The organism is Prochlorococcus marinus str. MIT 9107 (assembly GCF_000759855.1).
Lineage (GTDB): Bacteria > Cyanobacteriota > Cyanobacteriia > PCC-6307 > Cyanobiaceae > Prochlorococcus_A > Prochlorococcus_A marinus_N.
Genome location: NZ_JNAI01000010.1, coordinates 12,971 through 25,396 on the forward strand (window position 1 = coordinate 12,971; position 12,426 = coordinate 25,396).

Genomic DNA, 12,426 nt, shown 5'->3' on the forward strand with positions numbered 1-12,426 from the left:
TTGTTCTTTAAGAACTTTAAAAGATTTTGCTTAATTAAGCGAATTTTATTCAAAATTAATTTTTAAGATGTTTGTATTAACTGGCTATGAATATTTCTTAGGCTTTCTACTAATTGCTGCTGCTGTTCCAATATTAGCTCTTGTTACTAACTTAATAGTTGCCCCTAAAGGCAGAACTGGCGAAAGAAAACTAACATATGAATCAGGAATGGAGCCGATAGGAGGAGCTTGGATTCAATTTAATATTCGTTATTACATGTTTGCCTTGGTTTTCGTTATATTTGATGTTGAGACAGTATTCCTTTATCCTTGGGCTGTTGCCTTTAATAGATTAGGCTTATTAGCATTTATTGAGGCGCTAATTTTCATTGCAATACTCGTTATCGCTCTTGCTTACGCATGGAGAAAAGGTGCTTTAGAATGGAGTTAAAAAATTGAACCCACAACTATCCCCAAAAGCAATACGAGAAATTAGAGAAGGAACTTGTAATCCTCTTGGAGCTCCCCAAGTTACTACAGATTTAAGCGAAAATATAATATTAACCAGCTTAGATGATCTTCATAATTGGGCTAGATTAAGTAGTCTATGGCCTCTCCTATATGGAACAGCTTGTTGTTTCATTGAATTTGCTGCCCTAATTGGATCTAGATTTGATTTTGATAGATTTGGATTAGTTCCTAGAAGTTCGCCAAGGCAAGCCGATTTATTAATAGTTGCAGGGACCGTAACAATGAAGATGGCTCCTGCCCTTGTAAGACTTTATGAGCAGATGCCCGAACCGAAATATGTAATTGCAATGGGTGCTTGTACAATTACTGGTGGAATGTTTAGCGCTGATTCTACTACTGCTGTTAGAGGCGTTGATAAATTGATACCAGTTGATTTATACCTACCTGGATGTCCACCAAGACCAGAAGCAATTTTTGATGCAGTAATAAAATTAAGAAAAAAAGTAGGTAATGAATCAATTTTAGAACGGACAAAAACAGAACAAACTCACAGATACATAACATCTGATCACGAAATGAATCTTGTTTTCTCTGAAAATACTGGTGAATATCTAAACAAAACTTCAACGAATACCATTTCTTCCTCTAAAAAAGAAAAAATAAATGAATTATCTAGTAACAGTGAAAAAAATGAAATTATGAATACTCAAGAGGATTAATGGAAAAAGATAGTTTAGCTAAATCCTCAGATTCTTCAATAGAAAAAGAAGGATTTATAAGTCAAAGTTTGTCTAAAGATGGAATAACTAATGAATCATTAGCTGATGATCACATTGGAATAGAGAATATTTCAGTGGAACCTAGCAAATTATATGAAGCAGTATCGGCTTTAAGAAATTACGGGTTCAACTATCTTCAATGTCAAGGTGGTTATGATGAGGGGCCAGGTAAAAAGCTAGTTAGTTTCTATCATTTTATAACTGTTGATGACTTACAAAAAATCGAAAAGATTAAAGAAGTTAGATTAAAAGTTTTCTTAGAAAGAGATTCTGATTTATCAATCCCTAGTTTGTATAAAATTTTTAAAGGAAGTGATTGGCAAGAAAGAGAGACCTATGACATGTATGGAATAAATTTTATTGATCATCCAAATCCCAAAAGACTATTAATGCCTGAAGACTGGAGAGGATGGCCATTGAGGAAAGACTATATTCAGCCAGACTTCTATGAACTTCAAGATGCTTATTAGTTTGATTTCCTTAATTTGCGGTAAATAAACATAACTGCCCTTGCGAGTCTTCTAGGATCATGTCTAAGAGTTGGAGTTATTCTTTTTGAATATAATGGAGCCTGCAAAACATAATAACCCTCAGATAATAATTTTTCTTTATTACACCTAACAGGTTCTGCACCTCTACTTTCGTAATAGTCTACTAATGGAGACTTTTCAAATTGGCCCTGAGATAAGATTGCATTAAAAATTCGAGTATTAACTCCAAAATTCGATAATTGTTTTTCAATTGATTTGATATGTTTATAAACGTCAAGTCCATCTGTTTCTCCAGGCTGAGTCATCAAATTGCTTATGTAAATTTTAGGAGCATTACTTTGCAATAAAGCATCTACTATCTCTGGGACCAACAAATTAGGCAATAAAGAAGTGTATAGACTGCCTGGCCCAAGAACAATCAAATCAGCCTCTTTTATAGATTCGAGAGCACTAGGAAGAGCAGAAGGATTTTCTGGTAAGTAACCAATCCTTGAAATTAATTTTTTAGATTTGCTAATATTGCTTTCGCCATAAATTTTTTCACCATCCTCTAATTCGGCCCATAACATAACATCAATATTTGTTGCCGGCAAAACTTGACCTTGTACTGCCAAAACCTTACTAGAGGCTTGAACTGCTTTTTCTAAACTACCTGTAATTGTTGTTAAAGCTGACAAAAATAGATTTCCAAAACTATGTCCGTCTAGACCAGTTCCTCCTGAAAATCTATATTGAAATAATCTTGTTAAGATTGGTTCTTCGTTAGATAGGGCAGCCAAACAATTTCTAATATCTCCCGGAGGTTGCACACCTAATTCTTTTCTAAGAATTCCACTACTTCCACCATCATCAGATACGGTTACAATTGCTGTAATATTACTGCTATGGTTTTTTAAGCCTTTCAATAAAGTAGATAAGCCTGTCCCTCCTCCAATAGCAACAATATTAGGACCTCTGTTTAATTTACTCTTAACTCTTAATGCATCAACTAAAAATGTATTTTTTTCTGGAACCAGGGCTTTTTGAATCGAGTTAATACTCCTATTTTGTCCAATCCCAATCAATAATAGTCCAATAACAAAAATTAATGGTCCCAATAATGAAACAGGCAAGATACTAGTTAAACCTGTTATTAACAAAAAAAATATTTCTATAAGCCAATAAAGTGGCCTAAAATTTGTCCAAATGGCTAGGCCTAATAAACTAGTCAAAAATCCTATCGCAGAAGTAATCATCCATCTTTTTATGACCAGTCCTGGCAAAAGCCAGCTCAAAATTCTTAAAATTTTATTTAATAATAAAAAATTAGACTTTCTAAAATTTTTATAAAATCTTCTTACTCTTTTTTTGCGCTTATTCATTAAAAAACCTGTAAAAATATTCTTTAAAATTAAAAACTACATAAGATTAGTATAAATCAAATTCATACATCCTTTTTTTATTTCTAAAAATAGGCAAAATGTATTAAAAGATATTTTTCATTAATATAGGTTTTGAAAAAATCAAAGCATGCAGTTGAAACAAAAAACCTCTCCATAAGCTGGGGGGAAGTCAATGTGCTTAATCAACTAAATTTTAAACTTAATATCGGAGAGAGATTAGCTATTGTTGGCCCTTCAGGCTCAGGTAAATCTACTATTTTGAAAATATTAGCAGGCCTCATTTTGCCTACCAAAGGAGAATTAAGAATATTTGGGGAAAAACAAACATATTTGAGACTAGATCAAACTAATCCTCCTGATGTAAGATTAGTTTTTCAAAACCCAGCATTATTAGGATCTCTAACTATTGCAGAAAATGTAGGTTTCATCCTTAATAGAAATAAGAAAATATCTAAAAAGTTAATCCATGAAATCGTATGTAAATGTCTAGCTGAGGTAGGATTATTTAATGTTGAAAATAAACTCCCTAATGAATTAAGCGGAGGCATGCAAAAAAGAGTAAGTTTTGCTAGAGCTTTAATTACCGATCAAACACTTAATGCAAGAACTAACCCTTTATTACTTTTTGATGAACCAACTGCTGGGCTCGATCCAATTGCGTCATCAAGAATTGAAGATTTAATTAATAAGACAAATGAAAAAACCAAAGGGACATCTATTGTAGTTAGCCATGTTCTTAGTACTATAGAAAGGACTTCAGACAAAGTTTTAATGCTTTACGAAGGCAAATTTAGATGGGCAGGTTCTATGGATGAATTTAAAAAGAGTAATGATCCTTATGTATTTCAATTTAGGCACGGTAAACTTGCTGGTCCAATGCAACCCAAAGAAATTTAGAAATTATGCGTAGAAGCTTACGAGATTCAATAGTTGGATTTTCTTTATTAGGGGGAATCTTAGTCTTCACATTTTTTTCCTTTTGGCTAAGAGGAGTAAGATTATCTTCAAAAAATTGGCACATCTTTGCTGAATTTAATAACGCCAGTGGTTTATCAAAAAAATCTCCAGTGACCTATAGAGGCATTTTAGTGGGATCAATAGAAGATATCTTGTTTACGAATCAATCAATTAAAGCCAAAATAATTTTAAATAATCCTGAAATTATTCTTACCAGGCCAGCATTTGCAAGGGTGGTAACAAATTCTTTCCTTGGTGGAGATGTGCAAGTCGCTTTAGAAACTAGTGAAAAAGGAATTCCAGAAAATATAGCAAAACCTACATCCGAAAAATGCGATTCCAAATTAATCATTTGTAAAGGAGATATTATCACTGGTAAAAAACTATCAAGTCTTTCAAACATAACAAATAGAATAAGTCAACTTTTAAAGGAATCAAATCAAGAAAACTTAATTGAGAATATAGTTAAATCTATTGACCAATTTGATAGAACACAAGAAAATCTTGATGAATTAATTTTTTTATCGAAACAAGAAATACTAAGAGTTGAACCTTTAATAAAAGAAATTAGGATTGCTGCTAATCATCTGAATAACATTTTATCTACTATTGATGATAAAGAAACCCTTAATGACATTCAATTGACCATTAATGCTGCAAGATCTATCTCCAGCAAAATAGATGATATGAGTGATGATTTTGAGAAATTAAAGAAAGATAAAGAATTAACTAAATCTATAAGAGATTTAGCTATTGGGCTTTCAAAATTCCTTAACGAAATTTATCCATAAGTAATATCTAAAATTCATTTATAGCATTTAAAGCCATAGATGCGATTGCTTTATCTGTAGCCTTTGGCAGTTGGACATATTTCCCATTAGCTGCATCTGCTAATTCTTTACCAAAGCCGCTTGCAATAAATTTCCTCTCTGTATCAATTATTAAAAGCTTTATTCCGAGCATTGGATATTTTGAAGCGATATCAAGGACCTCTTGCTTTAAATTGATATTTTCATTATCTTTTTCTTCAACTTCATTTTGTCCTAGAGATATGCCCAATGGCACATTTCCTCTCCCATCAGTAATCCCCACAACAATAACCTGTCCTATATCTCCAGTTGAAAGAGCATTTTTTGCTACTTTCGCTGATTGAGTTAGTCCATGAGCCAAAGGCGATCCCCCACCGCAAGGCATTGTTTCTAGCCTTCTTTTTGCTGCAGTTATAGATCTTGTTGGAGGTAAAAGAACTTCGGCCTGATTACCTCTAAAGGGAATAAGAGCTACTTCATCTCTATTCTCATAAGCCTCTGTTAAAAGTCTTATTACTGCGCCTTTAGCACTTTGCATTCTGTTAAGAGCCATGGACCCACTAGCATCAACAAGAAAAATAACTAAAGCACCCGCCTTTTTTTGAAGAAGCTTTGCCCTAAAATCATTTTCTTCAATAATTATTGATTTATCAGGATTCCTTAATCTTCTTGATTTTTGATAAGGAGCGGCAGCTCGTAGAGTTGCATCTACCGCAATTCTTTTTACTTTACCTCTTGGAATAATAGGTTTTACATATCTTCCTCTACTATCACTAAAGATCACTGATCTACTTCCACTATTTCCTGCTTTTGCCTTAGCTGATGAAAAAAGTAATAAATCAGGATCAACCATGCACGCTTCAGGATCTAATATAAATTCTTCGGGTATTTCTGGAGTAGATTCTTCTTCTCCATTAGAATTATCTTCCTCTTGTTCTTGTTCTTGATTATCTTCATTTTCATTAGAATCAGGTTCAGAGTCATCATTGTTTGATTGAGGAGGGGGAGGTGGACTCTGATCCTCTGGAGGCGGTGGTTGAATATCATCATCTTCAGGTGGAATTTGCATGGCTCTTGGAAGGATAACTAATCTGACTGCGACTTTCAGGTCATCAGAATTTACATTCTCATCTCCTCGAAGAGCCGCATTAGCCCTAGCCACTTTTACCGCAAACAATTCAGACCTATGCCCCTCTACACCCCCTCTAAGAGCTTCATTTACTAAATAGGTTATTTGCTCTTTTGTTATCTTCACATCCTTTAACCATTGCCTTGCCAAAATTAATTGAGTAGATAAATTATCAGACTCCTCAGACCATTCTTCTGAAAATTTAATATTATTTTCCGCATGAGATAAAACAGATTTTGTAATTTCAACTCTTTGAGCATTATCAATAGATTGATCTGCGGAAAGTACAATTGCAAAACGATCTAAAACATGATCCCTCAAAGCACCTTCTTGAGGGTTATAAGTTGCTATTAAAAGTGACTTACAAGGATGAGAGAGACTTAAACCATCTCTTTCAATATTATTTTGCTCTCTTCCTGTAGCTTCAAGGATTAAATTCACAATTCCTTCATCCAATAAATTTATATCGTCCACATAAAGAACACCTCTATGAGCCTCTGCTAAAATTCCAGCCTGAAAAACTTGTTCCCCCGTATTTAATGAAGCAGCGACATCAATTGATCCAACAAGTCTATCTTCAGTTATTCCAATAGGTATTTGAATAAATGGTGCCTCTTTTACTTTTTTAGGAATTTCTTCAATTTGGTTAAGGTAATCACTCCCAATTGTCTCCTGTAACAATTTATTAGTATTGATATCCCATTCCTCTGGCCTATTTGGATCTAGATTCCTACCAATAGGTCTTAATGAAGTAGTACTACTTTTAGTTAACTTTTCCAGGACCGATTCAGTATCTAATACTTCTATAGGAGGGATCAAAGTATGCAAACCTCTTGCCAATACAGACTTACCAGTACCTCTACCACCAGCAATAATTACGCCGCCTAAACTAGGGTCTACTGCCGCAAGGAGTAAAGATAATTTCAATAAGCTATGACCAGTAATTGCTGCCAAAGGAAAAGCCCTAAAAGAGTCCTTTGAGTTCATTAAATCTTTTATTTCTTCTTTATTTTTTAATTCTGAGTTCAAAATCACTTTTAAAAATGCCTGATATAGAATTTATCCAATAACTTTGTTTTTTGTAGTGGAATTATCAAATCTTAATATCAAAAATGGACTATGTATATCCCTCGGAGCAAATATTGATAGTAAATTTGGAAGCCCTTTGGAGTCATTATTAGTTTGCAAACCAAAAGTTGAAGAAATAGTGAAAGAGTGGGGATATCAATCTATTACTCAAAAAGAACAAAAAAGAAAATCTAATCCAAATTTTTTATGGTCTTCAATATATGAGACATCACCATATGGAGTTGAAGATAAACAGCCAAATTACCTTAATACACTTGTCCTTATTAAGAGTAATTATTTTCCAAAGCCATCAAAAATAAACGCAAAATTGCTCTTAAAAAAGCTAAAAAAACTAGAGATTATTTTTGGACGAATAAAGACTCCAAAGGGGAAGAAATGGCTATCAAGATGTCTTGATTTAGATATTCTATGGTGGGAAGATTTTCATACATTTGATAAGCAATTAATATTGCCTCACCCCAGATTTATGAATCGTAATTTTGTTATTACTCCACTTTCTGAGATTTTAAGTAGAAGCCAAAAAATAAAAAAAATTGATGAGCCAAGATGGTCTATTAGTCAATAGACAAATCGCAAAAATAACTGTTAAGGTAATTTTATTTAAAATTATGTTTAATAAAAATTTCATAAAAAGATCTATTTTCATAGAAAAAATATCTGAATTGAAGTCAAAAAAATTTAGTTTTGAAATCAATAGAATCCAACTTCCAAATGGGCATGAAGGGGAATATGGATATATAAAGCATCCTGGGGCTGCTTTAGCTGTACCAATAACAAAAGACAATAAAGTTATAATTCTTCGGCAATATAGATTTGCTGTTTCTAGATATTTATTAGAATTTCCAGCAGGAACATTAGAAATAGGTGAAACACCTATTAATTCAATTAAAAGAGAAATTCAAGAAGAGACTGGATTTAGTGCAGATAAATGGAATGAATTAGGAACTCTTGTCCCAGCTCCTGGCTATGCAGATGAAAAAATCTATTTATTTTTAGCGCGCGATTTAAGCAAACTAAAGTCCGAGGTTAAAGGAGATTTAGATGAAGATATAGAAGTACTTATTTTGGATCCCAACAAACTAGATGATCTCATTGCTAGTGGAGATGAAATTCTTGACGCAAAAACTGTGACTGCTTGGTTTAGAGCGAAACAATTTTTAGATAAATTATGAATAACCCTAGAATACTTTTCTGGCATAGAAAAGATCTAAGAATCATTGATAATCAAGCTTTAAAAAAAGCATTTTCATTATCAAATGCTATCACCTCAACATATATATTGGATAAAAATTATTCCTTTGATTTCAATGCGAATTCAAGAGCTTGGTTTCTAGGAAAAACACTTCAAGAATTAGGAAATAATTGGAAAAAAATGGGCAGCAGGCTTTTAATAGGAGAGGGAGATCCAGTATTAATAATTCCTGAATTAGCAAAAACAATAGATGCTAAATTTGTTGCTTGGAATAAATCAATTGAACCTTATGAGATTAATCGAGATTTACAAATAAAAAAAATTTTAAAAGAAATAAAAATTCAAGTTATTGAATCTTGGGATCATTTATTAATAGAGCCTTCGAAAATATTTTCAGGAAATAATAAACCTTATTCTGTTTATGGTCCATTTTATAAAAACCTTAAATCAAAAATGAATTTATTAGGTTCATATGAACAAGATAAACAAAATTTAATTTTTAAAGATATGGATAATAAATTTCAAGAAAATCAGAAAATAAAATCATCTGATTTGGTACTGGAGAAATTTCTTAAAAATATCAAATTTTCTGGAGCTAAAATTTGTCCCTGCAGACCTGGTGAAAAGGGTGCAGAAACTTTATTAAGAGAGTTTATTAACAAAAAAAAAATTTTTTCTTATAATTCTGCAAGAGATTTTCCTTCATATAATGGAACATCTTTTTTAAGTGCATCTCTAAGATTCGGGACCATCAGCATTAGAAAAGTTTGGAACGCAACATTAAATTTAAATTCAAGTTTTGAAAGTCATAAAAACTATTTATCAATTGAAACTTGGCAAAAAGAACTTGTTTGGCGGGAATTTTATCAACATTGCTTATTTCATTTCCCAGAACTAGAGAGGGGTCCATATAGAAAAAAATGGGATCAATTTCCGTGGCAAAATAATAATGAATGGTTTCAGCTTTGGAGCAACGGCGAAACTGGTGTACCTATAGTTGATGCTGCAATGCGTCAACTAAATAGTACTGGCTGGATGCATAACAGATGTCGGATGATAGTCGCTTCATTTCTTGTAAAAGATCTGATTTGCAATTGGCAAATGGGTGAGAAAAAATTTATGGATATATTAGTTGATGGAGACTTAGCCGCAAATAATGGGGGATGGCAGTGGAGCGCAAGTAGCGGCATGGATCCAAAACCACTGAGAATTTTTAATCCATATACCCAAGCAAGCAAATTTGATCCAATTTGTGAATATATAAAAGCTTGGATTCCTGAATTATCTAAATTGTCAAATTCAGATCTATTAAATGGGGAAATATCTAATTTAGAAAAAAATAATTATGCAAGACCTATCGTTAATCACAATATGCAACAAAGATTATTTAAATCACTTTATGCTGAAATTTAAATTTCCTCTATACATTTTTTTAAAACTTTATTTAAATTATTCGCCACATAAACTTGTTCTTCATAAGAAATTTCAGGAAACATTGGAAGACTAATAACTTCTGTACAAATTCTCTCTGTATTTATCAGTTTTGTTCTAGAAAAATTTTTATATTTGTATGCTAATTGTGCATGAATTGGAATTGGATAATAAATAATTGAGTTAATACCTTTTTCATAAAGTTGTTGCTTTACCAAATTCCTTAACGAATAATATTTTTTACAATCAGTATCAAATAAATTTGAAAAATCTTCATTTAAAAAATATTTTTCATTTCTCAATTTAATGACGAATTGATTCCAAGAATGAAAGGTTGCATCAGAACTAATTTTAGGAAAACTAATAAATGAATTTTTTTCTAATAAATCAAAGTAATTATTAGCTATTTTTTGGCGATTATTAATCCACTTTGAAATATATTTAATTTTAATATTTAATATGGCAGCTTGAACAGTATCAAGTCTGCTGTTATATCCAATTTGAGTATGGTGATATCTAATTGGACTTCCATGAACAGCTAGTTCTCTAATTTTGGAGGCAATCTTCTCATCTGATGTTGTGACTGCTCCAGCATCTCCAGCAGCGCCTAAATTCTTTGTAGGGAAAAAGCTAAAACAACCTATGTCACCGATACTGCCAACATTAGAATTTTCCCACATTGTGCATGTTGCCTGAGCACAATCTTCGATTACTTTTAAGTCATATTTGTGAGCCAATGATTTTATTAATGTCATATTTACTGCATTTCCAAACAGATGAACTGGCATAATTGCCTTGGTATTGGAATTTATTTCTCGTTCTATTAGTTCAGTATTAATAAGATAAGTTTCCGGATCTATATCTACCAAAATTGGATTAGCACCAACTGCACTAATAGCCTCTGCAGTTGCAAAAAAGCTAAAAGATGAGGTAATAACTTCATCCCCCTCACCAATATCTAATGCACGTAAAGCAAGCACTAAAGCATCAGTTCCACTGTTACATCCAATAGTATTATCGACGCCAATCAAATTAGAGAAATTTTCCTCAAATTTGTTTATCTCTTTTCCTCCAATATATTGGCCCCCTTTTAAAACTTTAAAAACCTCACGCTCTATTTCAGAGCCAATTTCTTGGTACTGCCTATTTAGAGTAAATGGAGGTATCTGCATATTAAATATATTAAACCCTTAAACATATTTCTATGGGTAAAAATATATTAATTCATTGAAACCAACTAGGTTCTTTGCCAGGGGTCCATTTAATATTGCACCCTAAAGATGGAATCTGATTTGAAGGATAAGAATTATCTTGATTCAAATCTCTTACAGCGGAGCGCAAATCTTCGCCAGATATAGAGATATCATTACCTGGTCTACTATCATCTAATTGGCCGTGATAATACAATGAAAAAATACCTTCTCCACCATTAGAAAAAAGATAAAAATCTGGGGTGCAAGCCGCTTTTAACGCCTTAGCAAAGTTTTGATTTTGATCATATAAATAAGGAAAACTCCATCCTTGTAATTGTGCTTGTAATTTCAAATTTGCAGGAGAATCTGAGGGATGAGTGATAATATCATTACTAGAGATTGCAACTGTTTGAACAGTCTTCTCAATTTCTTTACTTAAGGTGTAAATTTGATTTTCAATATATTTAACAAATGGGCAATGGGCACAAATAAACATTAAAAGTAAATGCCTATTATCTAGATTTTGAGAATTAAAATATTCATTATTTGAAGAATTAGCATTTAACATTTCGAAAGTAGGCAATTGAAAACCTAATTCAATTACCATAGAATTTGTTCTGACCATGATTAAAATAAATTTCTCTTATATTTGAAAATTATTGTATATTTTGCAGTAATCCGTAAAGATAGGTACTTTTATATAGGAGAATATTAGAAATAATAAACAAAATGCTTCTAAATCTAACTGGCAAAAAAATTCTCGTTACAGGAATTGCCAACAATCGTTCAATAGCATGGGGTATCGCTCAACAACTTTCAAAAGCTGGTGCAGAACTAGGAATCACATATTTGCCTGATGATAAGGGAAGATTCGAATCTAAAGTTAAAGAACTGACTAAACCATTAAACCCATCGTTATTTTTACCTCTTGATGTTCAAAATCCATCTCAAATAAAAGAAATCTTTGAAAATATTAAAAACAATTGGGGAGAAATTGACGGATTAGTTCACTGCTTGGCATTTGCAGGTCGTGACGAATTGATTGGAGATTATAGTGCTACCTCATCAGAAGGTTTTGATAGAGCTCTTAATATAAGTGCATATTCATTAGCGCCTCTATGTAAAGCAGCGAAACCACTTTTTAGTGATGGTGCTGGAGTTGTCTCTTTAACTTATCTAGGATCAGAAAGAGCAATTCCTAATTACAACGTAATGGGTGTTGCAAAAGCAGCATTAGAAGCTTCAGTGAGATATCTTTCTGCAGAACTTGGACCCGAAAAACAAGTCAGAGTTAATGCAATAAGTGCAGGACCAATAAGAACACTTGCGAGTTCTGCTATAGGTGGCATTTTAGATATGATTCACAATGTTGAAGAAAAGGCTCCTTTGCGAAGAACAGTCACTCAAACAGAAGTAGGTAATACTGCTGCTTTTTTATTAAGTGATCTCTCCAGCGGCATCTCGGGCCAAACAATTTATGTTGATGCGGGTTACTGCATTAATGGAATGTAAACAAAGTTTTTT

Annotated in this window: 13 protein-coding genes; 9 read left to right on the plus strand and 4 right to left on the minus strand. The window is 32.6% G+C overall.

Features of this window, described 5'->3' with window-relative positions; genetic code table 11:
• Positions 1-67: 67 nt before the first annotated feature.
• From EU92_RS01600 to EU92_RS01590, 3 genes are read left to right on the plus strand one after another with little or no spacing between them, the layout of a single operon-like run.
• On the plus strand, positions 68-430 hold the full coding sequence (locus EU92_RS01600) for an NAD(P)H-quinone oxidoreductase subunit 3 (RefSeq protein WP_032514519.1): 363 nt from the start codon (positions 68-70) through the stop codon (positions 428-430).
• A 4-nt stretch (positions 431-434) separates the two neighbouring features.
• Positions 435-1,169: an NADH dehydrogenase subunit K gene (locus EU92_RS01595; RefSeq protein ID WP_032514520.1), complete on the plus strand. Its 735-nt coding sequence runs from the start codon at positions 435-437 to the stop codon at positions 1,167-1,169.
• Positions 1,169-1,699 carry an NAD(P)H-quinone oxidoreductase subunit J gene (locus tag EU92_RS01590; RefSeq protein WP_032514521.1) on the plus strand — a complete coding sequence of 177 codons (531 nt, stop codon included), beginning with the start codon at positions 1,169-1,171 and terminating at the stop codon, positions 1,697-1,699. The genes EU92_RS01595 and EU92_RS01590 overlap by 1 nt, the downstream gene beginning before the upstream one ends.
• On the opposite strand, the gene EU92_RS01585 is transcribed toward EU92_RS01590, so the two are convergent.
• Positions 1,696-3,081, minus strand: a complete 1,386-nt coding sequence (locus EU92_RS01585; protein ID WP_032523605.1) for a gluconeogenesis factor YvcK family protein — start codon at positions 3,079-3,081, stop codon at positions 1,696-1,698. The two genes, EU92_RS01590 and EU92_RS01585, sit on opposite strands and share 4 nt — an antisense overlap.
• A 132-nt stretch (positions 3,082-3,213) precedes the next feature.
• Here EU92_RS01585 and EU92_RS01580 point away from each other — a divergent pair, with 132 nt between their 5' ends.
• Positions 3,214-3,999, plus strand: a complete 786-nt coding sequence (locus tag EU92_RS01580; RefSeq protein WP_080726906.1) for an ABC transporter ATP-binding protein — start codon at positions 3,214-3,216, stop codon at positions 3,997-3,999.
• Positions 4,000-4,004: 5 nt separating this feature from the next.
• The gene (locus EU92_RS01575) at positions 4,005-4,850 is read left to right on the plus strand and encodes an MlaD family protein (protein WP_032514525.1); all 846 of its coding nucleotides are present in this window, start codon (positions 4,005-4,007) and stop codon (positions 4,848-4,850) included.
• Between the two features lie 7 nt (positions 4,851-4,857).
• On the opposite strand, the gene bchD is transcribed toward EU92_RS01575, so the two are convergent.
• Positions 4,858-7,032 carry a magnesium chelatase ATPase subunit D gene (gene bchD / locus EU92_RS01570; protein WP_032514526.1) on the minus strand — a complete coding sequence of 725 codons (2,175 nt, stop codon included), beginning with the start codon at positions 7,030-7,032 and terminating at the stop codon, positions 4,858-4,860.
• Positions 7,033-7,081: 49 nt separating this feature from the next.
• Between bchD and folK the strand changes: the two genes are divergently transcribed.
• From folK to EU92_RS01555, 3 genes are read left to right on the plus strand one after another with little or no spacing between them, the layout of a single operon-like run.
• Positions 7,082-7,651: a 2-amino-4-hydroxy-6-hydroxymethyldihydropteridine diphosphokinase gene (gene folK / locus EU92_RS01565; protein ID WP_032514527.1), complete on the plus strand. Its 570-nt coding sequence runs from the start codon at positions 7,082-7,084 to the stop codon at positions 7,649-7,651.
• A 43-nt stretch (positions 7,652-7,694) separates the two neighbouring features.
• A complete protein-coding gene (locus tag EU92_RS01560) occupies positions 7,695-8,258 on the plus strand; it encodes an NUDIX hydrolase (RefSeq protein ID WP_032514800.1) in 564 nt (187 codons plus the stop codon).
• Entirely contained in the window at positions 8,255-9,691 is a 1,437-nt protein-coding gene (locus EU92_RS01555; protein ID WP_032514528.1) for an FAD-binding domain-containing protein, read from the plus strand. Before EU92_RS01560 ends, EU92_RS01555 begins: the two co-directional genes overlap by 4 nt.
• Here EU92_RS01555 and EU92_RS01550 read toward each other — a convergent pair.
• Both EU92_RS01550 and EU92_RS01545 read right to left on the minus strand, forming a co-directional pair.
• Positions 9,688-10,881 (minus strand): DegT/DnrJ/EryC1/StrS family aminotransferase, encoded by a 1,194-nt coding sequence (locus EU92_RS01550; protein WP_032514529.1) that lies wholly within the window; start codon positions 10,879-10,881, stop codon positions 9,688-9,690. The genes EU92_RS01555 and EU92_RS01550 overlap by 4 nt on opposite strands.
• Positions 10,882-10,933: 52 nt before the next feature.
• Positions 10,934-11,527, minus strand: coding sequence for a thioredoxin family protein (locus EU92_RS01545; protein ID WP_032514531.1), 594 nt, complete (start codon positions 11,525-11,527; stop codon positions 10,934-10,936).
• Positions 11,528-11,631: 104 nt separating this feature from the next.
• On the opposite strand from EU92_RS01545, the gene fabI reads away from it, so the two are divergent.
• Entirely contained in the window at positions 11,632-12,414 is a 783-nt protein-coding gene (gene fabI, locus EU92_RS01540) for an enoyl-ACP reductase FabI (protein ID WP_032514532.1), read from the plus strand.
• Positions 12,415-12,426: the final 12 nt, after the last annotated feature.

Bases quoted from the DNA above. Each gene is read 5' to 3' on its own strand.
- EU92_RS01600 (WP_032514519.1), top strand. From the start codon at position 68: ATGTTTGTATTAACTGGCTATGAATATTTCTTAGGCTTTCTACTAATT.
- EU92_RS01590 (WP_032514521.1), top strand. From the start codon at position 1,169: ATGGAAAAAGATAGTTTAGCTAAATCCTCAGATTCTTCAATAGAAAAA.
- EU92_RS01585 (WP_032523605.1), bottom strand. From the start codon at position 3,081: ATGAATAAGCGCAAAAAAAGAGTAAGAAGATTTTATAAAAATTTTAGA.
- EU92_RS01575 (WP_032514525.1), top strand. From the start codon at position 4,005: ATGCGTAGAAGCTTACGAGATTCAATAGTTGGATTTTCTTTATTAGGG.
- EU92_RS01560 (WP_032514800.1), top strand. From the start codon at position 7,695: ATGTTTAATAAAAATTTCATAAAAAGATCTATTTTCATAGAAAAAATA.
- EU92_RS01555 (WP_032514528.1), top strand. From the start codon at position 8,255: ATGAATAACCCTAGAATACTTTTCTGGCATAGAAAAGATCTAAGAATC.
- EU92_RS01550 (WP_032514529.1), bottom strand. From the start codon at position 10,881: ATGCAGATACCTCCATTTACTCTAAATAGGCAGTACCAAGAAATTGGC.
- EU92_RS01545 (WP_032514531.1), bottom strand. From the start codon at position 11,527: ATGGTCAGAACAAATTCTATGGTAATTGAATTAGGTTTTCAATTGCCT.
- fabI (WP_032514532.1), top strand. From the start codon at position 11,632: ATGCTTCTAAATCTAACTGGCAAAAAAATTCTCGTTACAGGAATTGCC.